This is a genomic window from Acinetobacter sp. B-6 (assembly GCF_056930735.1).
The window spans coordinates 20,283-45,118 of record NZ_JBXPBY010000021.1 but is presented as its reverse complement, the minus strand read 5'-3'; the positions used below and the strand labels follow the sequence as shown (position 1 = coordinate 45,118).

At 37.4% G+C, this 24,836-nt stretch carries 23 protein-coding genes; 14 read left to right on the top strand and 9 right to left on the bottom strand.

Translation table 11 applies throughout. The annotated features are described in order from the left end of the window. The first annotated feature begins 164 nt into the window (after positions 1-164). The gene (gene sppA / locus AC1Z3T_RS19785) at positions 165-1,196 is read left to right on the top strand and encodes a signal peptide peptidase SppA (protein ID WP_004831461.1); all 1,032 of its coding nucleotides are present in this window, start codon (positions 165-167) and stop codon (positions 1,194-1,196) included. Between the two features lie 381 nt (positions 1,197-1,577). After that, the gene (locus tag AC1Z3T_RS19780) at positions 1,578-2,393 is read left to right on the top strand and encodes an alpha/beta hydrolase (protein WP_171494693.1); all 816 of its coding nucleotides are present in this window, start codon (positions 1,578-1,580) and stop codon (positions 2,391-2,393) included. A gap of 135 nt (positions 2,394-2,528) precedes the next feature. Here AC1Z3T_RS19780 and purN read toward each other — a convergent pair whose 3' ends face one another. Next, positions 2,529-3,161 carry a phosphoribosylglycinamide formyltransferase gene (gene purN / locus AC1Z3T_RS19775; protein ID WP_005029963.1) on the bottom strand — a complete coding sequence of 211 codons (633 nt, stop codon included), beginning with the start codon at positions 3,159-3,161 and terminating at the stop codon, positions 2,529-2,531. Between the two features lie 8 nt (positions 3,162-3,169). After that, complete coding sequence (purM, locus tag AC1Z3T_RS19770; protein WP_004831458.1) at positions 3,170-4,240, bottom strand: phosphoribosylformylglycinamidine cyclo-ligase; 1,071 nt, start codon at positions 4,238-4,240, stop codon at positions 3,170-3,172. A gap of 135 nt (positions 4,241-4,375) precedes the next feature. Between purM and cxpE the strand changes: the two genes are divergently transcribed. From cxpE to AC1Z3T_RS19735, 7 genes are all read left to right on the top strand, one after another. Continuing rightward, positions 4,376-5,578 carry a chloramphenicol efflux transporter CxpE gene (gene cxpE / locus AC1Z3T_RS19765; protein ID WP_004831457.1) on the top strand — a complete coding sequence of 401 codons (1,203 nt, stop codon included), beginning with the start codon at positions 4,376-4,378 and terminating at the stop codon, positions 5,576-5,578. Positions 5,579-5,593: 15 nt separating this feature from the next. Further along, positions 5,594-6,301 (top strand): DnaA regulatory inactivator Hda, encoded by a 708-nt coding sequence (gene hda / locus AC1Z3T_RS19760; protein WP_004831456.1) that lies wholly within the window; start codon positions 5,594-5,596, stop codon positions 6,299-6,301. Between the two features lie 176 nt (positions 6,302-6,477). Further along, positions 6,478-8,286, top strand: coding sequence for a rhombotarget A (rbtA, locus tag AC1Z3T_RS19755; RefSeq protein WP_198261482.1), 1,809 nt, complete (start codon positions 6,478-6,480; stop codon positions 8,284-8,286). A 10-nt stretch (positions 8,287-8,296) separates the two neighbouring features. Next, complete coding sequence (locus AC1Z3T_RS19750; protein ID WP_483396898.1) at positions 8,297-10,735, top strand: CSLREA domain-containing protein; 2,439 nt, start codon at positions 8,297-8,299, stop codon at positions 10,733-10,735. Between the two features lie 169 nt (positions 10,736-10,904). Beyond that, complete coding sequence (locus AC1Z3T_RS19745) at positions 10,905-11,687, top strand: hypothetical protein (protein WP_046760178.1); 783 nt, start codon at positions 10,905-10,907, stop codon at positions 11,685-11,687. Positions 11,688-11,741: 54 nt separating this feature from the next. Continuing rightward, positions 11,742-12,851 (top strand): toxic anion resistance protein, encoded by a 1,110-nt coding sequence (locus AC1Z3T_RS19740; RefSeq protein WP_100886276.1) that lies wholly within the window; start codon positions 11,742-11,744, stop codon positions 12,849-12,851. Between the two features lie 48 nt (positions 12,852-12,899). After that, the gene (locus AC1Z3T_RS19735) at positions 12,900-13,817 is read left to right on the top strand and encodes a hypothetical protein (protein WP_100884899.1); all 918 of its coding nucleotides are present in this window, start codon (positions 12,900-12,902) and stop codon (positions 13,815-13,817) included. Between the two features lie 90 nt (positions 13,818-13,907). Here AC1Z3T_RS19735 and AC1Z3T_RS19730 read toward each other — a convergent pair whose 3' ends face one another. Continuing rightward, complete coding sequence (locus AC1Z3T_RS19730; protein ID WP_004831448.1) at positions 13,908-14,528, bottom strand: DsbA family oxidoreductase; 621 nt, start codon at positions 14,526-14,528, stop codon at positions 13,908-13,910. Between the two features lie 406 nt (positions 14,529-14,934). On the opposite strand from AC1Z3T_RS19730, the gene ahpF reads away from it, so the two are divergent. Beyond that, positions 14,935-16,500 (top strand): alkyl hydroperoxide reductase subunit F, encoded by a 1,566-nt coding sequence (gene ahpF, locus AC1Z3T_RS19725; RefSeq protein ID WP_483396896.1) that lies wholly within the window; start codon positions 14,935-14,937, stop codon positions 16,498-16,500. 143 nt (positions 16,501-16,643) lie between these two features. Here the strand turns inward: ahpF and AC1Z3T_RS19720 are convergent, their stop codons facing one another. Beyond that, the gene (locus AC1Z3T_RS19720; RefSeq protein WP_100884901.1) at positions 16,644-17,312 is read right to left on the bottom strand and encodes an FMN-dependent NADH-azoreductase; all 669 of its coding nucleotides are present in this window, start codon (positions 17,310-17,312) and stop codon (positions 16,644-16,646) included. Between the two features lie 114 nt (positions 17,313-17,426). Here AC1Z3T_RS19720 and AC1Z3T_RS19715 point away from each other — a divergent pair, with 114 nt between their 5' ends. Further along, positions 17,427-18,311, top strand: coding sequence for a LysR substrate-binding domain-containing protein (locus AC1Z3T_RS19715; RefSeq protein ID WP_005029950.1), 885 nt, complete (start codon positions 17,427-17,429; stop codon positions 18,309-18,311). A 185-nt stretch (positions 18,312-18,496) separates the two neighbouring features. Here AC1Z3T_RS19715 and AC1Z3T_RS19710 read toward each other — a convergent pair whose 3' ends face one another. The 3 genes from AC1Z3T_RS19710 to arsC all read right to left on the bottom strand — a co-directional run bounded on the left by AC1Z3T_RS19710 (position 18,497) and on the right by arsC (position 20,751). Further along, positions 18,497-18,748 carry a YfhL family 4Fe-4S dicluster ferredoxin gene (locus AC1Z3T_RS19710; RefSeq protein ID WP_004831442.1) on the bottom strand — a complete coding sequence of 84 codons (252 nt, stop codon included), beginning with the start codon at positions 18,746-18,748 and terminating at the stop codon, positions 18,497-18,499. A 9-nt stretch (positions 18,749-18,757) separates the two neighbouring features. Continuing rightward, positions 18,758-20,158 (bottom strand): prephenate-dependent tRNA uridine(34) hydroxylase TrhP, encoded by a 1,401-nt coding sequence (gene trhP, locus AC1Z3T_RS19705; protein WP_004831441.1) that lies wholly within the window; start codon positions 20,156-20,158, stop codon positions 18,758-18,760. A 164-nt stretch (positions 20,159-20,322) separates the two neighbouring features. Then, positions 20,323-20,751, bottom strand: a complete 429-nt coding sequence (gene arsC, locus AC1Z3T_RS19700; RefSeq protein ID WP_004831440.1) for an arsenate reductase (glutaredoxin) — start codon at positions 20,749-20,751, stop codon at positions 20,323-20,325. Between the two features lie 102 nt (positions 20,752-20,853). Here arsC and AC1Z3T_RS19695 point away from each other — a divergent pair, with 102 nt between their 5' ends. Both AC1Z3T_RS19695 and arsB read left to right on the top strand, forming a co-directional pair. Continuing rightward, positions 20,854-21,177, top strand: a complete 324-nt coding sequence (locus AC1Z3T_RS19695) for an ArsR/SmtB family transcription factor (RefSeq protein WP_100884902.1) — start codon at positions 20,854-20,856, stop codon at positions 21,175-21,177. Positions 21,178-21,210: 33 nt separating this feature from the next. After that, positions 21,211-22,239, top strand: coding sequence for an ACR3 family arsenite efflux transporter (gene arsB, locus AC1Z3T_RS19690; RefSeq protein WP_394892198.1), 1,029 nt, complete (start codon positions 21,211-21,213; stop codon positions 22,237-22,239). Between the two features lie 50 nt (positions 22,240-22,289). Here the strand turns inward: arsB and AC1Z3T_RS19685 are convergent, their stop codons facing one another. Continuing rightward, positions 22,290-22,694, bottom strand: a complete 405-nt coding sequence (locus AC1Z3T_RS19685) for a Cd(II)/Pb(II)-responsive transcriptional regulator (protein ID WP_004831437.1) — start codon at positions 22,692-22,694, stop codon at positions 22,290-22,292. Between the two features lie 173 nt (positions 22,695-22,867). Between AC1Z3T_RS19685 and AC1Z3T_RS19680 the strand changes: the two genes are divergently transcribed. Beyond that, complete coding sequence (locus AC1Z3T_RS19680; protein ID WP_100884904.1) at positions 22,868-23,509, top strand: cation efflux transmembrane domain-containing protein; 642 nt, start codon at positions 22,868-22,870, stop codon at positions 23,507-23,509. A gap of 341 nt (positions 23,510-23,850) precedes the next feature. Here AC1Z3T_RS19680 and AC1Z3T_RS19675 read toward each other — a convergent pair whose 3' ends face one another. Beyond that, entirely contained in the window at positions 23,851-24,699 is an 849-nt protein-coding gene (locus AC1Z3T_RS19675; protein ID WP_005029939.1) for a hypothetical protein, read from the bottom strand. Between the last annotated feature and the right edge of the window lie 137 nt (positions 24,700-24,836).

The window sequence follows — 24,836 nt, the reverse complement described above, 5'->3', positions numbered from 1 at the left end:
GGGTAAACTTGCTTTTAGCAGGCTTTTGCAAGCCACTACACTATATCAATAAGCCCTAATTTTAAGATTTAGCGAAATATTATAAGTTAAATCGTAATGATTAAATAGATTATACGGATTCCGTGTATATAATGAAGCATGAATAATTAATTTGGATGGTATAAATGTCCGATTGGCCACCTAAACCTCAAAATGACAATACAAATTTAAACTCGAATGTAGGTCAGCAACCTACAGGGCAGGAATGGAAGATCTTAGAAAAAGCAGTTCTTGCCTCTGTAGAGGAACAGCGCCGTAGTCGACGCTGGGGAATTTTCTTCAAAATTCTGACTTTTCTTTACATTCTCTTTGTTTTGGTTGCACTAGTAAAAAGTTGTTCTTTATCCAGTGCGGATGATGCTTCAATGACCTCTGAAAATCATTTAGGCGTGGTCAATATTGTGGGCACAATTGACTCAAGTAGTCAGGGTGTTAATAGTACTGATACGATCAAATCGTTAAAGAAAGCATTTGAAGCAAAATCAGCAAAAGCTGTGGTATTGAATGTGAACTCACCTGGTGGTTCTCCTGTTCAATCTGATGATATTTGGCAGGAAATTCAGTATCTTAAAAAGCAGAATCCTGATAAAAAAGTCTATGCAGTGATTGGTGATATGGGGGCTTCAGGTGCTTACTATATTGCTTCTGCTGCTGATGAGATTTGGGTAAATCCATCAAGTTTGGTTGGCTCTATTGGGGTCATTATGCCTAACTATGGAGTCAGTGGTTTAGCGCAGAAGTTAGGCGTTGAAGATCGTACGATGACGTCTGGTAATAATAAAGACATTCTGAGTATGACCAAGCCAATTAACCCTGAACAACGTGCACATATTCAAGCATTATTAGACAATGTCCATGATCATTTTATTGATGCTGTAAAACAAGGTCGTGGTGCCAAGTTGAAGTCGCAAGACCCTGCAATTTTTTCTGGCTTATTCTGGACAGGTGAGCAAGCAATCAAACTCGGTATCGCCGATAAAGCCGGCAATATTGAAAGTTTAAAACGTGAGTTAAAAGTCAAAAAAACAGTGAATTACACAGTTGAACGGAGTCCATTTGATTCGATTATCGGACGTATGGGTTCAGAAATGGGGCATGGTCTCGGTGAGGCAATCAACCAAAAACTGGGTACCAACCAAGATGTTAAAATGCAATAGTTTTAAACACTTGATATGTAAAGCGTGATCTGTGATTGATCACGCTTTACAGCATGAAAACCATACTATAAAAAGCCAATTTTTCGTGTTTATACAAATTTAATGCGATCAGAGAAAAACCAACTATGTTTGATCAATAGTTAAAAATATACAAATACTGAATAGTCCCTCAATAATTAATACAGACAGTTAATGAAAGAAAAGTAAGCAAAATCAAAGTTTTTCTCTCTTTATTTATTATCAGTAGATTCAAACTGAATTCAAAAGAATAATCTAAACAGTCTAAAAAAAGTGTTTAACGCAAGCCAAGTTATCCTATACAGTGTTTTCAATTGCCTAGATTTTTGAATGTAAAAGGAACACATGACTCGCTTATCTCAGATGAAACCTGTTATTCACTTTGCCCATGCCAATGGTGTACCTTCAAAGGTATATACAAAACTGTTTGATTTGTTAAAAGATCAATATGATGTCATATATGTATCGTTACTGGGAACTGATCAACGTTATCCGATTGATAACAATTGGTCGAACTTTGCTGATCAAGTGATTGATAGCATTGTGCAGCAATCCAATGGTCGTAAAGTCATTGGGCTAGGGCATTCTTTAGGCTCTGTTGCGACATTTTTAGCTTCGTTTAAGCGACCAGATTTATTTGAGCAAGCGATTTTGCTAGATCCCCCTTTAATTATGGGGAAAGCCTCATTATTTTTTAATCTTGCAAAAACTTTTTTTCCAAAAAAAGTCGATCAAATTACCCCAGCGCATTTGAGCTTACGTCGACGAGATCATTGGGAATCACGTCAACAAGCAGCAGAGCTACTGAGACCCAAAGGTTTTTATCAGCATTTTGATGGAGATTGTTTTCAAGCATATATTGATCATGCCTTAACGGAAGATCATGTACGAGGTGGAGTCACTTTAACCATTCCTAAAGATGTGGAAGTTGCAATTTTTAGAAGTGGTCCATCTTATTGGTGGTTGCCGCATCCACAACCCAAAGTACCCGTTGATTTAGTGATTGGTTCAGAGAGTCCATTTTTAAAACGTAAATTTCCTCAAATCGTGAAAAAGAAATTTAATATTCCTTTTACAGTCACATCAGGGGGACATATGTTTCCTTTGGAGCATCCAGTTGAAACAGTTGAACTAGTCAAGCAATTGATACGAAAAAATAATTGCTTTAAGGGGATATAGATTTTTCTGTAGACAGACGATTACATGCGTATTGAATTTGATTTGGAAATTTATAATTTTGAATTGAATGATGTTGAGCAATAAAAAATGCATCCTAAGATGCATTTTTGGAGCATATTTCAACATAAAAGTTGTTTAAAACTGACAGAACTGAATTGGTTTTTCAAGCATTTGCCCTTTATATAACACTTGGCCATTATCCAAATGTTGAAGAGTGCCATTACAGATCCACTCAACGGCTTGAGGATAAATTAAATGTTCAAGAACATGTACCCGTGCTGCAAGAGATTGTACATTGTCATGCAAATCAACTTTTAAAATGCCTTGTGTTAACGCCTGACCTGCATCCAATTCAGCGGTGACATAATGCACAGTACAACCATGCCACACATCCCCAGTTTTTAAAACACGTTCATGGGTATGCATGCCTTTGTAGTTTGGCAATAAAGAAGGGTGGATATTCACCATTTTACCTTGCCAAGCATTTACAAATGGGGCACTCAAAATGCGCATAAAACCCGCGAGAATGACCAAATCAACATCCCAATCTTTTAATTGCTGATGCATAACATCATCAAATGTTTCACGATTAGGATAATTTTTATGTTCAATTACACGAGTCGCAATACCTGCTTTTGTCGCGCGTTCTAAAGCATATGCTTCAGGTTTATTGGAAATTACCCCGACAATTTGCCCTGAAAGATTGGCATCAATCAAGGCTTGTAGATTACTTCCACTGCCTGAAACAAGTACAGCAATTTTAATCATGCGAAAACTTAGGCAAAAATGACACGAATTTTTTCGTCAGCGCCTTCAACAGAAGCTGGATTTTCCTGAATATGACCAATTTTCCAAGCTTTTTCGCCTTGAGCGGTCAACACTTCAATGGTTTTATCTGCATCATTCGCATCAACGGCAATCACCATGCCCACGCCACAGTTGAAAGTGCGGTACATCTCAAATTGTTCAACACCACCTTCACGTTGTAAAAGTTTGAACAGTTCAGGCCATTCCCATGAAGACTCATTGATTACAGCCTGAGCACCGTTTGGAAGTACACGTGGTAAGTTACCCGGTAAGCCACCACCGGTAATATGAGCCATGGCATGTACATCAACTTGCTTGCAAAGTTCAAGAACTGGCTTAACATAAATACGCGTTGGTTCCATTGCAACATCTGCAAGTGGGCGACCATCAATGATTTGTGTTAAATCAACGTTTTTCACATCCAGAATTTTACGAAGCAAAGAGTAACCATTTGAGTGCGCACCAGAAGATGCTAAACCAATCAAAACGTCACCCGCTTTAACTTTAGAGCCATCAATAATTTTGCTTGCTTCAACAACACCTACAGAAAAACCTGCAAGATCATAGTCTTCGCCTTCATACATTCCTGGCATTTCAGCAGTTTCACCGCCGACTAAAGCACAGCCTGCAAGTTCACAGCCTTGACCAATACCAGTCACTACATTTGCAGCAACATCGACATTGAGATGACCTGTTGCATAATAATCAAGGAAGAATAAAGGTTCTGCACCACACACTAAAAGGTCGTTTACACACATTGCAACCAAGTCTTGACCAATTGTGTCATGACGGTTTAAGTTTAATGCTAAACGTAGTTTTGTACCGACACCATCTGTACCTGATACAAGAACTGGTTCTTCATAACCTTTAGGAATTTTGCAAAGTGCACCGAAGCCGCCTAAACCACCCATTACTTCAGGGCGTGTTGTGCGTTTAGCGACTGATTTGATTCGATCGACAAGTGCGTCGCCCGCTTCAATATCGACACCAGCGTCTTTATAGCTTAAACCAGTGTTTGGGGTAGAAGTTGAGTTGCTCATAATTGAAGTCTCCGCATTCGCGCGAGGATTATACCTGAATATACGAAACTCTTATGTTATTTATGCGCCAAAATGTTATCTTTATTAAAATATTTTACTCTCAATAATGATTAAATTTGAAAAAGGCGTGATTCGATGCATGATCGGACTTTAAAACGAATTTTTATTCTTGCTGCAATCGCTTTTGTTCTATGGATTTTGTACTTACTGAAACCAGTCGTGATTCCATTTGTCGCTGCATTTCTGGTCGCTTATCTGTTTAGCCCAGTAGTTGAAAAGCTGACTAAATTTTTACCACGCTGGCTGTCTATTTCAGTGGTATTTATCGGAATAGGTGTATTGCTGACTTGGGCAATTTGGTTTGTGGTGCCTTTGGTTTGGAAACAATTAATCTATGCGCGCGACAGTATTCCTGCTGGAATTCATTGGGTGAATGCGACTTTTTTACCGTGGTTATCCAATAATTTTAATGTAGAGCACATGGAGCTTGATACAGACCAGATTTCTAAAGTGGTCATGGACTATGTACAAACCAACTATAGTGCAGACAGTATTCAATCGATGGCGTTAAAAATCGCGCAGTCTGGATTAAGTTTTATTTCGATTGGCGGTACGATTGTTTTAATTCCAATTATCGCATTTTATTTCTTGCTCGATTGGAACCGCATGTTAGAAAGCATGAAGGGATTTATTCCGCGCCAATATGAAAACAGCGTTCTAAACATCGTTGCTGAATGTCATAGTGTTTTGGGAGCTTTTGTCAAAGGTCAATTTTTAGTCATGGTCTTGTTGGGCATCGTATATGCCGTTGGCTTACAGTTGGTTGGATTGGAAGTCGGATTGATTATTGGGATGATTGCAGGTCTATGCAGCATTATTCCGTATTTGGGTTTTGGTGTAGGTATTATTGCCGCCATTATTGCCTGTTTCTTCCAATTTGGTCTTGATGTAAAACATTTATTGATGGTTTTAGCGGTATTTGGTGTTGGGCAATTGATCGAAGGATACATCCTGCAACCTTTCCTTCTTGGGGATAAAATTGGTTTATCACCAGTCGCTGTGGTTTTTGCGGTACTTGCTGGTGCGCAATTAGGTGGCTTTGTTGGGATGTTGATTGCGCTTCCTGTTGCTGCGGTGATCGTCGTTTTACTGAAACATCTCAAAGAGTTATATCAACGCAGTCAATTCTATAAGTCAGAAAGTACACTGGTCACCATACAAAATACTGGAAGTTCTGAGACAATTTCGGTTGAAAGCGATCAAGTTGATCTTGATATTGAAGTAAAAAACACGCAAGATACTGATGAATCGATTAAAACTGATCAAAATCCACTTTAGGAATGATTTGAATATATGCGTCAATTACAGTTGGATATAGAACCACAACTGGATGCCAGAATTAGTGATTTTTCTGGACCGGGTTGGGGACCTGTAATTGATGCTGTGCGTCAGCTTCATGCGGGCTTGATGAATCGTTTCTATATCTATGGTGGTGCTGGAACTGGAAAAAGCCATTTACTCTCTGCAATTTGTGATTCTTATTTAGAAATTGGTAAGTCTGCAATAAAAGTATCTTTACTGGAGTTGTTGGACGCTCCCATAGAAGCAATTACTTCCCTTGAAAGTTATGATCTGGTTGCCTTAGATGATATTGAGGCGATCAGTGGTGTGCCACATTGGCAAAAAGCAGTTTTCCATTTAATCAATAATAATAATGAAGATGGCGGGCAGTTGGTATTCTCATCGAGATTTGCGCCGATTGAATTAAAGCTCGAACTTCCTGATTTACAATCACGTTTAACCCAAGCAGTAAGTGTAAAAGTACCGAGTGGGCAGTCTTATGCAGATCGTCATGCATTATTACATTCTGTTCTGGAACGTCGGGGTGTACATTTTGACCCGCAAATAACGGAATATTTGCTATTACATGGACCACATCAAACGAGTACACTACTGCAATCTGTTGATCAACTAGAAAAATTATTGAAGGGTGAGAAAACTAAATTATCTCATGCGACACTAAGACAACTCTATGCATTGATTGATGAGTATAGACAATAATTATTTGTATTTTATAGTGATTTTTGATCTATATTTAATCTGATATGTGATCGACAGCGTATAAATAAAAATTCTTGAGAATTTTTATTAGCTGTGACAAAGTACGCAAAAAGGACTGATAGCAAAGCATTATGCTGGCTAATAAGAAATAATTAAAAGAAATCAAGGAGACTATAATGCTCAAACGGGGCATAGGCTTAGGATTATTATGTATTACTGGTCATGCATTCAGTGCAAATATTACTGTCACTACAACAGATGATATTGTAAAAGCAGACGATCAGTGTTCATTAAGGGAAGCAGTTGAATACGTCAATCAGGGCATGCCTGAAGCTGGCTATAACGGATGTGGTGGTAAAGATGCAACAGCAAAAATTATGTTGCAGGCAAATAAAGAATATTCACTGACAAAGCAAATTCATATTTTAAAAGATGTGGCATTTGGCTCCGATTATCAAACCAATGTTAATGATACTGAGTCTATTGTTGGACGAAGAAATGCCATCATTAAAATGGTAGGTAAAGACCGTTTATTTCGAATTGAAAAAGCAGTTGATCCAAACGCAACCACTCCTCCTGCAATGCTTAGTGTTGCTTTTGATGAGATCACTTTAAAAGGATGCGGGCAGTCGAATTGTGCGGATCAAGGTGGTTTGATTTATAACAAAGAATCGTTGGGTATCAGTAACGGTCAGCTTTTAGATGGTTCTGCCCGACAAGGTGGCGCAATTTATAATGCGGGTATATATAGCGCAAATACCGCGCTCAGTTCTGTGGTATTGTCAAAAACTTTAATTAAAGGCAATAAGGCAGCAGAGGGAGGCGTCATTTATACTGAACTGCCATCATTTGTTATTTCTCAATCATTGATTCGAGACAATGAAACAAGCAACAGTAGCAGTTCAAATTTTGAAACACAAAATCAATTTTCAGAAGATGCATTAAAAGCGATAGGTGCTTCTGTTTTGTTTGGAGTCGTAAACAGCACGATTTTTAACAATAAAGGCTATGTGATTAAAATTTATGATGCGATGCAAGTTAATAACATCACCATGATTTTAAATAGTATGGGGTTGATTGTGAATGCACCGCAGAAGAAGGGTTATGTTGCCAATAGTATTATTGCGCAAAATGGGACACAAGATTGTACTGTGGTGGCTGGTGGAGAAGCTGAGCAAATCAGTAATAACCTCTACTCATCAGGCTGTGCTGGGTTTAAATCGACTGCAATGGGGAATGCTCAACTGATTGCAGGCGCAACAACTGAAGGTAAATGTGACTATAGTAGCAATGGTATTTTGTGTCCTTTTGCAGAGTCTCCTACGATTGCCTTAGGATATTTTTTACCAAGAATTTTACCGAGCTATAATTCAGCAGAAGACTCGTTGATTATTAATCATGGACCTGCTGTACAAGATAAAATATTGTCATGCTCAGCAACTGACCAGCGTGGCAAGAATAGAGACATAAATGCTGAATTGTGTGATCGTGGTTCAGTTGAATTGGTGATTGACACGAGTAATATATCTCTCGTTGGACAAGACATTCTGTATGGTGAAAAAGCTAAATTTTCCATTGCTGATCAGTTGCAAGATGGGGAGTTGGTGAGCCCTGAAAAATGTAAACAGATCTTCAATCGAGATGTGGATGACAATGGTAAACCATGGCAAATCGGTTGTCTTAAAACAGTGCAAACCAATACACCGTCTAAGGGTAGCTTAGTGATTGATCAAGCGGGTGATCTGGTTTATACCCCGAATGGGAATTGGCAAGGTTCAGATGAATTTAAAATTAGTGTAGTGACATCCACAACAAGTTTTAATAAATCAGATAACCCTTATATCACGATACCTGCACGAGTTGTACAAAGAAAACCTGATGATTTTAAAGATTATAAAGTCAAAACATCTGGCGGAAGTTTAGGGTTTTTCTCTATCGTAGGTCTTATTGGATTAGCTGGTTATAGACGTTTAAAAAATAAGTAAGGGATTGACGATGAAAAACTATAAAAAAGGATTTCTGACACTTGTTATATTGTCGACCATGTCATTAATGGCGGCAGAAGATAAAACGATTTATGTCACGACTTTTGATGATGAAGATGGGACAAATCCTGACAAGTGTTCTTTGAGAGAAGCATTGCACGCTGCTGCCATACACAAAGCTTATGGTGGCTGTAGTGCTGGGCAAATATATTCAACAGTGCCGAACGTGATTCAGTTAGAAGCAGGTGAGTATAAGTTAAACAAAGAGTTAAGACCAAATTCTGATGTCTCTATCGTTGGGAAAGAACCAGGAGACTACAGTCGCCCTGATGTACTCACCAACCAATTTCCTGCGGCAACGCCAATCAAAACCACAATTTCTGGTCAAGGCAATTCACGTATTTTTAATACCATCTATGAAAATAAACCAGGCTTAGTGCTCAATGATTTAATTTTAAAAGATGGTTCAAGTTTAGGTGACAGTAATTACAGCGTTGGTGGGGCAATTTATGCAGGTGGAGCACTGACTTTAAATAATGTCACTGTCCTGAATTCCAAGGCAAAAGTTGGTGGTGCGATTTATTTAAATGATGTGACCAGTTCACTCAATATAAATTATGGCGTTTTTGATGGAAATAGTGCGGACCAAGGCAGTGTACTTGGGATGACGTGCTCAGATAATTTGGGATTTACGACACGTACCATTGGAATAAACTATGCAAGTTTTCTGAGAAATGGATCTGAAAATAGCCTAAGTATGTTTAGCTTTTGTGGACAACCTTCGGTTACATTTACCGCCAATACCATTAGCAACAACATAGCAAATTCAAATCAAGGCAGCATTATTCAATTCACGCAAACGACCCCGCAAGGAAAGGTGAATTTGAGTGATAATTCTGCATTAAGTTTAGTGAGCAATACCATTGTTAGAAATACAGCATGGTCAACATTGTTATATGGTTTTAATGGAATAAAAGCATTAAGTAATAATATATTGGCCTACAATACTGGCAAGTCTTGTCGTTATGCAGATGGTGATGTCAGCAAGGTTGAAAAATCAGGTGTTGTATTGAACTATAATGCTTTGACAATGTCTGCTGGAAATGATCAATGCGAAGTTGCAGAAGAGGTTGTTAAAGATGGTAAAGATAAGACCTTTGATGTCAGCAATATTAACTTCTCAACACTTTTAAATGAGCTTGAGCCACCTAGTGAATCTACTGGTTTTATGCCAATGTATTTTCCTAAAAACTTAGGGACAGATAAAGATTTGGTGGATATCGGTTATACAGGCTGTAGTGGTAAAGATCAGCGTGGTGTAACTCGTGTCATTGCAGAAAATTCGAATGGTGAAAATGATGTTGCCAACTCTTGTGATATTGGCTCAACTGAAGTTTTACGCTTAACGGCAAATAATCTTAGCGCAACCAATAGTTCTGTCGTAGAGATGTTGAACTCTTATCAAACTGTACTGGATAATTATAATAAGTTATTGGAAGATCCAGCGACCAATAAAGACTATATTCCTTTTTATAAAATACAGTCTGAGACGTACAGTAACTTAATCAAATACACCAAATCTGAGCAGAAATATCGGACAATATTTGTGGATCCTTTTGCCGCGAATCTGCCTGCCGAGATCGTAACAAAAGATGCTACTGGTCAAGATACACGTCTGGTAAAACATTTAAATACAGATAATTATACAGTAACTGTAAAAGCGCTTGGTGTGGGCACATTGAATGATAAAAAGGTATTTGTAGGCAAAGAAGATCCAAACTTTAAATGTGAATGGAATCCAAATCTGAAGAGAATCATGTTATGGCGTATCAATGATAATGTTACACCATCAGGTGATAATGAATTCTGTAGTTATCAGTTGCAATTAATTGCAGATCCAAGCATAAAATCTTCTGCATATATCATTGGAAGCTTTACCAATATTGCACCAATCGCTAAAGACGCAACATTGAATATTGAATATGGTTCAACCAAACCATTGGATGTTGATTTACTGCAATATGCCAATGATGACGGTGATGGAAATGTTGCAGCCTTAACAGCAAAACCGAATAAACCAAAATTCTATGTCAATCCAGAAGGGATTGAGCTGCCTATTCGAATTGCAAATACCATTGACCCTGTAGTGATTACATCAGACCGTAGTGGACCATGTCCTGGCGATGACGGTAAATATACCTGTTATAGCGGTAAGGTCCATATCCAACTCAGAAGTACACTTGATCCATTCAGTTATAATTTTACTTACTATGTGTATGATGCTGATGGGAAAATTTCAAATTCAGCGACAGTGAAATTGCAAAACTCAGGAACAGCACCAGGCAGTCCACGTGTCAGTGGTGGTGGGGCGTTTGGATGGGTGAGTTTATTTGGTTTGTTTGGATTGGTCGGGTATCGTCGCTATCAGATGCATAAACAAGCGAAATAACAATTGAGGTTTATAAAACCAGCTTTTCGAAGCTGGTTTTTTTTATATCTGTATATTTTTTGCTATTTAGTTAGGCTTTAAGCTGAATTTGTATTATAAGTTTTAATTAGACAGGGTGAGTCTGATGATTGCCCTTAAATCATTGAAAAATTATTCATTTTGAACTGATATGAAACAATTTACTGTACTCACTCCACTTGAACAGATTTCTTGTAATGCTGATGAATTGCTTTCAATTAAACGTAATGACCTCGTTCCATTGTTGGATAATCAAACCCGACTCAATTTGTATGCGGATCAATTAATCCAAGCACAGTCGGTACTGTTAAAAAGTATTGATCCGAATTTGACACAAAAGTTAAGTCAAATTATTGCGCAAATTATTGAGCAGTTATCAGCATCAAAGAAAAAGTTGAACCAAAGAAAATTCAACGCCATACAAAAATGGTTGGGCTTAGATTTAGAGTTTAGTGTTGGTCAAGTAAAGTATTTAAGAGATTTAGAGAGCTCAATTGATGAAGCCAAACAATTAAGCCAACGATTGCAAGTTGAAATTCAAAAGTCAGAATCTCGTTTTCAACAAGCCAATGGTCTAAGAGAGCAAATGGCAAAATATATTCGTGCAGCACAGGAATTTTTAGATGAATATCCTGTGTTTGTGCAACAACGTCATCCTTTGGATAATTTTTCCGAGCGTTTGTCAAAAAAGATCAACACTTTGCAGACTTTACAAGCCAGTAATGATATTGCATTGGCACAGATGCAGTTAACGCAACAACTTTCCTTAACATTATTGGATCGTTTTAATGAAGCGCAACACGTCTTAATTCCTGCATGGCAGTATCATGTGAAACAGAGTAGTGCACAAAATTCTTTGGTGACGACTGAAGAACTTGATAAAAGTCGTGATAAATTAATTCAATCTTTAAAGAAATCATTAGAAAATAAATAGGGTAGATCTATGAGCGAATCGAATCAGCAACCATTAACAACACAAGCAGATTCTATGACAGCAAAAACAACAGAATCAAATTCTCCACTAGAAATCCAAAAATTTGAACAATTGAATCTCAAAGAGATTGGTTTAAATACAGAGGATTTTAATGAGGTTGTTAATGCCCATAAAGACTTGGCAAATATTAACCATGCAGCAGTTGCTGAGTATGGAAAAAATATTGCAAGCAAGACCTCCTCTTATACTGATGAATTATTGAATCTGGTTAAAAATAAAGACCTCGATGTGACTGGGCAAAAGTTGAATGAAGTGGTACAAGTTGCACAACAGCTCAACACATCGAGTATTTTGAACCAATCAAAAAGTTCAGGATTTATTGGCAGTCTTTTAAATAAGTTTAAAGGCGCAAAACAAAGTTTTGACCAACATTTTAATACCACCAAAGAACAAATTGATTCACTGGTTAAAGAAATTGAAACTTCGCAAACGGGTTTAAAAGCACGTGTAGATACCTTGGACCGTATGTTTAACGGTGTACAGGAAGAATATCGTCAATTGGGGATTTATATTGCAGCTGGGCGGATTAAGCAAGAGGAAGTACAACAAGAGATTGCCTATTTATCTGCACAAGAACAAGATCAAAAAACCAATCAACGTGTTTATGACCTCAATCATTTAGCCAATAATTTAGAAAAAAGAGTCAGTGATTTGCAAGTTTTGCAACAATCTGCGATGCAAACTTTGCCTATGATTCGAATCATTCAGTCAAATAATATGATGTTGGTTGACAAATTCTACGCCATTAAAAACATCACATTACCAGCATGGAAAAACCAAATTAGTTTAGCGATTTCTTTAAATGAACAACGCAACAGCGTACAACTTGCCAATACGATTGATGATGCGACCAATGAGCTGTTAAAACGCAATGCCGATTTGCTCCATCAAAATTCAGTAGATACAGCCAAAGCCAATCAACGTTCAGTGATTGATATTGAAACACTTGAACATGTTCAAAATACCCTCATTAAAACAGTGAATGATGTGATTCAGATCCAAAAAGAGGGCATGCAAAAACGTGAAGAGGCTTCAACCCGAATCAAAGCTTTGCAGTCGAACTTACAGCAGTTGGTCTTGGACAATACTGCGCAGCAATCTTGAAATCAATCTTAAATGTGCTCATTGATGTCTTGAATAAAGGTGTAATACTTGACTGAAAAAAATCAACATGCTGTAGATATTCAGCAAATAGAACATGGATTAAAAATGTTGCAACGCCGTAAGTGGAATCTTACGGCAGCAGCAGTGGTACTGTCCGCTGTTGGTGTAGCAAGTTTGATTTCTTTATTTTTTCAGCAGGAATGGGTCTTTAACATGTTTGGGGTGGCTCAACATGTGCATCAATTGCATCTGCCTTATATGGTTGATCAGCAATTAAGAGACGCAATTTATCAACCTGATTATTTGATGAACGCTTTTTCATGGTTGGGTTGGTTAATTTTAAAATTGATCGTTTCTTTTATTGGGGCATTTTTTGTCATTAAATTACTTAAAAAGTTACGATTATTCTTGATTCGTTTTCAATCATTTATACTCAAATTTGTTGCATGGCTTATCGCTTTTATTGTGATATGGTCGGGTTTGACTTATGTACAATATGATCTAAAAGATGAGGGTGATAAAGAACTTAAAGCTTTTGTTCGTTATGATCAAAATATTCAACACAGTAATATTTACCAATATCTCAATAAATCTGAATTGCCAGAGCCTGTACAAAATTATTTATTGGCACAGACCGCATTAATGCACAAACCTGTAGATCAAGTGGTTGCAACAGTCTATGCAGAAAAGCTCATCAAAGCAGAGCAAGGCGATCCTCAATTCTTAGAATATGGATTTAAGCCAGAACAGTTATGGACGATTCAACATCAAGTATTTGATCAAGCGGTTTCACCACTTGCCAAAGGCGTTGAAGTTCAAATAAATCGTGCAAATTTTTGGTCTAATATTGTCGAAAAGATATTATGGGGAATTGGGGCAATTGGCTTAGTGTTAGGGTTATTCTTCTATTTGATTGCTTATCGGATGAGCAAACGTTTACAGCGGATCGGTCATCGGATGAGTTAATGTTGTAACTGTAATATCTCGGATTTCAAGTGAATAAAAAGCACTTTTCACTTTGATGAAAAGTGCTTTTTATGGTGTGATTGGAATTAACTAAGCTACATCTTTTGCTCGTTGGGTAATGAGTTCCTTGAGTTCAAGTGTATCGAAAGTTTTATCCCAAATTTCACCATCAACTAAATAGTAAGGGGTTGGGTGCTTACCAAAGCTCTGTACATAATGGGTAATTTCAGCCTGTTTATCCGCAACTTCTTTATGCTGAATTGAACGTAGTACCTTATTGCCATCCAGCCCCATACCTTCAATGACTTGTTTCAACACTTCAGGATTAGCAATGTCTTTACCATGCGCAAATATAGCGTGAAATAAAGCTTGGGTTAAAGCGAATTGATCAAAGACATTATCTAAAGCTAAAATTGCCTGATGCGCCAAGCGACTATTGGGCATACGTTTCATATGCTCAATATCAACGGTTAAGTCTTGACTATATGCAGCAAATTTTGCCATATCGAGTTTACGATTTGCCTCTTTAGTTCCGTATTTTTCAGTCAAATATTGGTAAATATCGAGGCCTTGTTCCGGAATTTCTGGTAAAACTTGCACAGGTAATAATTCGATTTTTTTCGCCGTAGGCTGATTCCAATGCTGTTTAAGTTTTTCAAACGCAACATAGCTCATTGGATAGACGATATCGAATACGAACTCTATTTTCATTGTTTTACCTCATCACTGATGTATTTAGAAATTGTGATTAAGTACACGTTGTTGTACTTAATAGGAGAAACGACAACATCAATTTAGCTTAAAACTTTGTGCAATCGTCGCGCACGTTTTTTTGTAGAAAGATGGTCGAAGAAATATTATTTTTATTGAAAATTAATTTAATTTTAAGTTTCGAGGTTGCAATGATTTCGATTGATTTTATCGACAATGCCCCGATATAGAAAAGGAATTTAAAAATTTAAGTATGATAAGGGGGGAAGCAATGATGCATATTAAACAGATAAAGGTTAAACTAAAAAACCGATTGATTTAATGAAAACAAACTGTTTTATCTATTTTTTAAATAGACGTAATATACATTCAACGAAAGAAATTTACTCCCTTGGAGATTGTTAGCATGTTAGATACAAATACTTCTGCTCAATTAAAAACTTTGTTAGAGCGCCTTGAAAGCCCAATTGAAATTGTTGCTTCTTTAAATGGTTCTGAGAAATCAGATAAAATTAAAGAGTTGGTAACAGAAATTGCGGCACTTTCAGATCAAGTCACAGCTCGTTTTGATGGTCAAAATGAGCGTAAACCTAGCTTTGGTATCGCAAAAGTAGGTGAGCAACCACGTGTATTCTTCGCTGGCTTGCCAATGGGACATGAGTTCACTTCACTGATCTTGGCTTTGTTACAAGTTTCTGGTTATGCACCAAAAGTTTCTGATGAAGTTTTGGCGCAAGTGAAAGGCTTGAACCTTACAGCAAACTTTGATGTGTTTGTTTCTTTAAGTTGTCATAACTGTCCAGATGTTGTTCAAGCATTGAACTTAATTGCGATTAATAACCCTGGTACGACTGCAACCATGATTGATGGTGCATTCTTCCAAGATGAAGTTGAAGAACGCAAAATTTTAGCTGTCCCAATGGTTTTCCAAAATGGCGAACATATTGGTCAAGGTCGTATGACTTTGGAAGAAATCGTTGCGAAATTAGACAGCGGTGCTGCGGCTAAAGATGCTGAAAAGCTGAATGCTAAAGACGCGTTTGATGTATTGGTGATTGGTGGTGGACCTGCTGGTGCAACATCTGCGGTATATGCTGCACGTAAAGGGATTCGTACAGGTATTGTTTCTGAGCGCTTTGGTGGTCAGGTTATGGATACCATGGATATTGAAAACTTTATTTCAGTTCAGAAAACTCAAGGTCCAAAGTTTGGTTCTGATATGGAAACACATGTACGTGAGTACGGTGTAGACATCATGAACTTACAAAAAGTGAAAAATATTGTAGGTGCGGATCAAACAGCCAATGGCTTGGTCGAAGTAGAACTTGAGAATGGTGCAAAACTTGAATCAAAAACAGTCATCTTATCAACAGGTGCACGTTGGAGAGAAATGAATGTACCTGGCGAGAAAGAGTATAAAACACGTGGTGTTGCATACTGCCCACACTGTGATGGTCCGCTGTTTAAAGGTAAAAAAGTGGCTGTGATTGGTGGTGGTAACTCTGGTGTTGAAGCAGCGATTGACCTTGCGGGTATTGTTGAGCATGTTACCTTGATCGAGTTTGATACTAAACTACGTGCTGACCAAGTACTTCAAGATAAGCTCAATAGCTTGCCAAATACTACAGTGATCATGAATGCACTTTCTACGGAGGTGATTGGTGATGGTTCTGTCGTGACAGGCTTGAAATATAAAGATCGTGCCACTGATGAACTTCATACCCTTGAACTTGCAGGAATCTTCGTACAAATTGGCTTATTACCAAATACAGATTTCCTAAAAGAAACTGCTGTAGAACTTTCTAATCGAAATGAAATTGTGGTGAATGATCGCAATGAAACCAATGTGAAAGGTGTCTTTGCTGCAGGTGACTGTACAACCGTACCTTATAAACAAATCATCATTGCCGCTGGTGAAGGTGCAAAAGCTTCTTTATCTGCATTTGATTATATTATTCGTTCAGGTCAATAATGACTTGAACAATTTTGAAGTGTAAAGTCAGCATAGTCTCGATGATACTGACTTTAGCACTGTTAAACTGATGGCTTTACCCTTGATAGGAATTGAGTTGCTAACAGCTCAATTCCTTTTTTTGTCATAAATGTTGAATGACTTTATGGGGTTGTTTTTGTCTGTAGATTTTTAACGAGTGTTCGGGTTTTTTCTTCAGCAGTAAGGATAGAGTTTTCTAGCAACGTGCCGCCATATTCTTGATACTCAATGGCGATTTCATGAATTTTTTTGATCCCGATAAAATTAAATGCTGTTTTTATAGCAGGCTCTACATGGTTGGCAAAAGGCGCATCAGCTGAATCAAAATCATGTCCACCACGAGCAGAAAGAAGTACCAGATTTTTTTGATCATCGATCCGACCTGAATATGGCTGTGCTTGGGTGATATCAAAAGAATAGGTTTTATTCATACGCACAAGATGATCAATATAGGCTTTTAGATGAGCAGGAGGTCCAAAGTTATACATGGGTACGCCCAGTACAATTACATCCGCCCATTGTATTTCTTCAATCAGTTCATCACTGAGTTTTAAGCGTTGTTGTGCTTTTTCTTCGGATTCTGCATAGCCGAATTCTGAAATGATCCATTCTTCATCAATATAAGGTATGGGATCTTGTCCTAAATCACGATACTTAATATCAATAGATGAATCATTTTCACGCCATTGTTGAATAAATAATTCCGTCAAACGTCTGCTTAAAGAACCATGTGGGTGTGTTCCAGAAATACCACTTCTTAAACTGGTGTCTATTTTAAGTATATTCGTCATATTAATACGCTGTTGTTGATGTATTCATTATGATTTTTATTTAATTTGAAAAAAACGACAAACGATAAAAATACATGTTATAAATGAATTAAATTCATCTATGCATGTGATTTCATGGCTTTACACAATACACTCGAACAATTGTTGGCTTTTCAATATGTCGCAGAAGAACTGAGCTTTAAGAAAGCAGCAGATCAGCTCTTTTTAACGCCAACGGCTTTAAGCCATCGCATCAAAAAGCTAGAACAGCAATTGAATTTACAATTATTTGAACGACGCACAAGATCAATTACGCTGACACCTGAAGGGGCTTATTTGTTGAAGCATGTGCGGTCTGGATTTGAGCAGATTCAATTTGCTCTACATCAACTTGAACAGCATAAGCAACGACTTTTCACCATCACAACGACACCATCTTTTGCAAGTGAGTGGATCATTCCGCATTTGCCCGAATTGCAACAGCGTTTCCCCAATATTATGTTTCGGGTGCATGCAAGTTATGATTTGGTCAATATGGCTTCTGGTTTATATGATTTAGCGATTCGTTATGGTTCTGGAGGCTATCAACATGTCAATGCTGAATTTCTTGCAACGGATGAATATGTTGCTGTTGGATATGCTTCTTTAGATATAGAATCAATGGATTGGTCAAGCGTACCATTGATTCACTTCACTTGGGGAGATGAATATTGCCCCAATCGTGTTAATTGGCAAAAATGGTTTGAAAAACAAGGTTTGCATATACATGCAGGACAACCACAAGTGTTTTATACGCAGGAAAGTCATGCAATTCAGGCGGTATTGTCAGGGCAGGGTGTGGCATTATTAAGTCGTACCGCAATTGCCAATGACTTAAAGCACGGACGTATGAAAATTGTTTCTGAACATATTGAAACAGCATGGAACTATTATTTATTGACATTGCCTAACGCAGATTTTGTTGTTGAAGAGGTCAAAAGATGGTGCAGAGAGAAATTTTCACAAGATTATTTGGACTAATTCAATAAGAAAAAGCCAAAGTGTTCCCCAAATACACTTTGGCTTCTCCTTAATTTTATTGTTTTACCCTGTTAATGAGCTGCGCTGCCACTGCCCAATTCCATGTTGTTTATTGTTGTTGTTATTTGCTGATATATTGATAAAGCAAAATACGTTCCAAGATCAGCACTTGTTAAAAAAACTTTCTATCCAAAGAAACTTAGATAATGAAAACGATTTAACAATTGCGCTTGGCTTTCAATGTGCTCAGGATTTTGAACGATGCATTCAATAGGACAAACATCTACACAAGTTTGGCGATCATAAAATCCAACGCATTCTGTACAACGTTCGCTATCGATTTCATAAATATCCTGACCCTCAAAAATTGCTTGATTGGGGCATTCTGCAACGCACATATCACAATTGATGCATTTATCAGTAATCATTAAAGCCATTTTGATATCCTATACTGCTTGGTAAGCCAATGATGACGCTGAAATATCAGCAGTTGAATTAGGTAAGTTTCTAATTAATAAAGCATATTGCATATCAACATCCGCAGGGATTGGGATTTCGACAATATGCCCAGATCCTTTTGCATCCACAATAGGCTGTCTCTTTTTGTCCAATATCTGATTAAGCGTAAAGGTGATATTGCCCGATGTTGTCATCAGCTCCAGTGAGTCTCCGACTACAAAGCGATTTTTTACATCAATTTTGATGTAATCCTCATTTCTTTCTAGCACTTCGCCCACAAATTGTTGATGGTCAAAACGAGATGAGCCCGTTTCATAATTTTGATATTCAGCATGCACATGTCTGCGTAAAAAACCTTCGGTATAACCACGATTTGCTAAACCTTCGAGTTGTGTCATCAACGCCCAGTCAAACGGTTTACCCAGTTGTGCATCATCAATTGCTTTACGATAGATTTGCGCCGTTCTTGCGCAATAAAAGTAAGATTTGGTGCGTCCTTCAATTTTTAAAGAATGGATGCCCATCTTGGTTAAGCGATCTACATGTTGAACGGCACGTAAGTCTTTAGAATTCATGAAGTAGGTGCCATGCTGATCTTCTTCAGCAGCAAACATATCTTCTTCATGACGTTGTAATAAAACCGGCTCGCCAAATTGATGTTGTTGTATGGCGTGTTGCTCGTCGGCATCTTTATTGTTGCAACATACTGATGCTGTCTCCAGTGATTGGACTGGAATGACATCCCCAGATGCATCTTCTGCTGCTTCGTGAATATTGTACTCCCAGCGACATGCATTGGTGCAAGCGCCTTGATTTGCATCACGTTTATTCATATAGCCTGAAAGTAAGCAACGACCGGAATAAGCCATACAGAGTGCACCATGTACGAAAACTTCAATTTCCATATCGGGTACATTCTGCTTAATTTCCTCAATTTCTTCGATAGATAACTCACGTGACAAAATTACACGAGTGAGTCCCATATTTTTCCAAAACTTCACTGTTGCCCAATTGACTGCATTTGCTTGTACAGATAGATGAATCGGCATCTGTGGAAAGTTCTCTCGAACCATCATAATCAAGCCTGGATCCGACATGATGAGCGCGTCAGGTTGCATTTCAATGACAGGTGTAAGGTCGCGAATGAAGTTTTTTAATTTAGCATTATGCGGTTGGATATTGACCACAACATAAAATTTTTTACCCAACGCATGTGCTTCGGAAATTCCAATTTTTAAATTGGCATGATCAAATTCATTATTACGAACTCTTAAACTATAGCGAGGTTGACCTGCATATACAGCATCTGCACCGTAGGCAAATGCATAACGCATATTTTTCAGTGAACCTGCTGGAGAGAGAAGTTCTGTAATGTGAGAGATGCGCATAAAAATCTAAAGGCATACTAAAAATATGGTTTTATTGTAAGGGTTTAAAAATAAGATTCAACCTAGTAAAACACTCAGGATTATTAGGTTGATTTGCAGTTAAAAATAAATTAATTCAATCATTTATGTTTAATTTATATTTCTTTTATGCAGGTCGATAAGAATTATTTCACTCTTTTTAATGCTTGATTGATAATAATTTCACCATCTTCTTTAGAAAATGGATGTAATTGTGGGGCAGATAATATATCTAAAACCATTTCAGAAGGACGGCATAAACGAACACCTAATTCAGTGACGACGAAAGGACGATTAATCAGAATAGGGTGTTGCAGCATGAGCTCGATGAGCTGATCATCATTGTATTGTTGTCGTTCTAAATTTAAAACTGTGTAAACTTCAACATTTTTACGTAGTACATCTTTGATAGATAAACCCGATCGTTGGATGAGCTGAATCAACTGTTGTTTGCTGGGTGGATGATTTAAATACTCAATGATTTCTGGCTCTATTCCCGCATTGCGAATCAGCGCAAGAGTATTGCGGGAAGTCCCACAGTCAGGATTGTGATAAATTTTAATTTGAGATGACATAGATTTTAAGGCGCCATAGTGATTTGTGATCTTGTATTTATATATGGATATGCGTATATTCGCAATACTGAATATGGTGAATGAATAAATTGAGCAATCGTTATGCATCAAACAGATTTCTTTAAATGCTTATCTGACCCGACACGTCTAGATATTTTAAAAATGTTGGTGGCAAAAGACAGTGTTTGTGTATGTGAAATCACAGAGGTCTTGAATTTAAGTCAACCTAAGATTTCAAGACACTTGGCTTTGTTGAGAAATCTATCAATTGTATTGGATCAACGAAAAGGGCAATGGGTGTATTATCGATTGAATCCTGAACTTCCTGATTGGGCGAATCAAATATTAAATATTATCACCATGGCAAATCACAACCTGATAGAAAAACATTCAGGTCTGATGAATATTAGTCATTGCTGTGAGTAAATCATGATGCGTTTCACCCAGCAGACTTCGAAAATGTCTTTTCTTGATCGACATCTGACATTATGGATTTTTATGGCTATGGCATTCGGAATTGCTATTGGCATATTTTTCCCGCAGGTATCGACAAATTTAAATCATTTAAGTTTAGATTCAGTCAATATTCCGATTGCGATGGGTCTCATTTTAATGATGTACCCACCACTTGCCAAAGTGGATTATAAAACGCTACCACAGGTATTTAAGGACAAGCGAACACTGCTTTTATCTTTATTGCAAAATTGGTTGATTGCACCGTGTTTGATGTTTGTTTTAGCCATTATTTTTTTACATCAGTATCCTGAATATATGACGGGTTTGATCCTGATTGGACTGGCGCGCTGTATTGCCATGGTGCTGGTATGGAATAATTTGGCTGGCGGAGACAATCAGTACGTTGCGGCTTTGGTTGCTTTCAATAGCATTTTTCAAATTCTCTTTTTTAGTAGCTATGCTTGGTTGTTTCTAGGTATTTTACCTCCGTATTTTGGTGTAGAAGCTAAATTCATTGACGTCGGTTTTTGGACCATTACTCATGCTGTTTTAGTCTATTTGGGCATTCCATTTCTTTTGGGTTTTTTGAGTCGTACGATACTGGTCAAAATGAAGGGGTTGGATTGGTATACAAATATTTTCATCCCTAAAATCAGCCCAATCAGTTTACTGGCATTGTTGTTTACCATTGTGGCAATGTTCAGCTTAAAAGGGGCTGATGTGATTAGTCTTCCTTTAGATGTATTGCGGATTGCTATTCCATTGGTTATGTATTTTGTACTGATGTTTTTCCTAAGCTTTTTTATGAGTAAATGGATAGGAAATGATTATGCCAAAACAACGGCTATTTCATTTACGGCTGCAGGCAATAATTTTGAATTAGCGCTAGCGGTTGCGATTGCCACCTTTGGTTTGGCATCGCCTGTTGCCTTTACAACGATCATTGGTCCATTGGTAGAAGTTCCAGTTCTGATTTTATTGGTCGGGGTATCGTTGAAATTACATAAAACAGTATTTCAAAAAAATCAATAAATCAGAACTCAATGAAACATGGGACTGAGCGAATAATCGGGGTAAATCAATTATTCTGAGGCTTCTAGTTTTTTGATGATTTGACAGTGATCAATGGTGGTATTTAATGAGCAGGACTGACGTAATTGTTGTAATTGAGATTTAAAATTTTGCAATTCATGAATACGCGTTTCGACATGTTGAATATGTTCTTCGATCAATTGATCGATCACTTTACAATCCTGTTCAGGATGCTGAATTTGTTCTAAAAGTTGGGTAATTTCATGTAAGGTCATGTCCAATGAACGACAGCGTTTGATAAAAATCAGTCGTTTTAAGCAATCTTCATCATAGTATTTATAATTGTTTTCTGCGCGATAGCTGGACTGAATGAGCTGTTTTTTTTCATAAAAACGTACAGTATCAGTTGAAAGCTGAGTTTTTTTTGCAAGATCACTGATTAAATACTGCTGCATGATTATTCCTCTATTTTTTGCTTGACCTTGGACTTACTCCATAGTTTTAAATAGCAGTATAGCTTAATTTGATTATTGTCTATACCGCTCTTGCAATTGCATTAAAAAAAAGATCATGAGGTTGCTTGTGCAAAGACAAATCAACAACTGATATTTCACTCAGGAGATATGTCATGGCGTGTACATGTAGTCATGAACCTGCACCACAAAAACCGAATAGTAAGTTTAGAACGGCTTTGTGGATTGCTTTATTTATTAATCTAGCCATGTTTTTTGTCGAGCTTATAGGCGGTGCTTATGCACACTCTTCAGCACTATGGGCTGATTCACTCGACTTCTTTGGTGATGCTGTCAATTATGCAGTTTCTTTGGCTGTTTTAGGGGCAAGTTTGTATTGGCGGGCAACGGTTGCATTATTTAAAGGCGCAATCATGGCAATTTTTGGATTTGTGGTAATTGCAAAAACTATTTATGCATATATACAGGGGATTCCGCCCGAAGCAATCACAATGGGCGTTATTGGTGTCCTTGCTCTTATTGCCAATGTGATTTCAGCAGTTGTACTTTATGCATTTAGAGATGGGGACTCAAACATGCAATCTGTTTGGTTGTGTAGCCGCAATGATGCGATTGGGAATGTTGCGGTAATTTTTGCTGCAATCGGTGTATTTGGTACGGGAAGTATGCTCCCTGATTTGATTGTCGCAGTGATTATGGCAACTTTAGGGTTAACGGGTGGATATCAGGTGATTAAAAAAGCGAATCAAGAACGTAAACAACATACTGCCTCACAACCAGCTTTAGAGTCGCGTTAAATTAAAGTATAGAGGTAGGGGATAAGAACTTCGGCTCGGATATGTATGAAAAGCGCATCTTGATTGAGAAACGTGGATCGAAGTGAAAAATATTGATGATTTTTGTTTTGGTTGAGGTGGGATTCTGAAGGAATATCGACTGAGAAATTTTCACTCAATCGTAATAGTGCAAGTTTTGCTAATAAAGCCTCACTTTGATTTTACTGCTGTCGTTTTAAAGAAATATCCTGTTCATCCTTAATATCGTTGGTATTCATGGCGCCATACCGCAAAATATGATCGCAGTGCCAGCAAATGATGCCAATTAAACATGTTAGATAAAATTTGGCTGATGAAAAACATTAAATTGTTGCAGTACAAATTTTCATTTTGCTCCAAAAATTATTCCACAGAGCTAAATATTCAGACTGAATTTGCTGTAGATGTTGTTGATTTTCTGATGAGTAGCATTGTGCAAGCAATGTCCAAATATCATCTTGATGATTGTCATCATTGGCGAGTGTTGAAGCCTCCTGGTCAGCCAGACCATGACATGCATAGTAGCCCTCGATATAGATGCTATTATAAATCGCCATATTGTTTCGCAATGCTTCACTAAATTTGATCACCTGTAGTTCTGTGCACGCCAAAATCAGCAGAAGGTCAGCATAAGAGGACAAATGTTTTTGTATATACTCGGCGAGTGCATATGCTTCGATTTGAGTTTTACTTTGATCTAATGGTTCTAGGTCTAACTGCTGCATTAATTTTAAGAAATACACCAGATGAGATTTAGCAGCTGAACTTTGTTCAAGTTGATGGGTATTGAAACCCAATTCATCAATTAAGTTGAGCGACAGCAAGTAACGTGCATAAATTTTTGATGCGATTCTATTTTCTTCTAAGATATTTGAGTTTTGTTCCAACTTGTACGCTTGGTAGATTACCATGCTCAAAGCATCAGTAAAATTTTTAACGATAGCAGTAAAATAATTGATATGGATAAATTTTAATTGATCCAAACTAAATTGGCATTGATGAAGTTGCTCTAATATTGGATGTTTAAATAGAGGATGTTGTTGTGTCAGTCGCTTGAGATGATTTACAGCTTGAGTATTTTGTTGCCATATTTCAGGTTTTAAAGAATTTTGGATGAACTGCAGCAACTCAAGACGAGTATGTTCTGATTGCGTAAAAGAGAATATGTTCATATGCTGCATTGAAATTTTAATTTTACCGTTTTTATCATAGTCAAAAATAAATTAATTTGCTAGTATTAACTCAATTTTAATATTTTATATTTCAGACACTTGTCCTTTGTTCAAGATTGTTTTGTGCAAAAAATCTA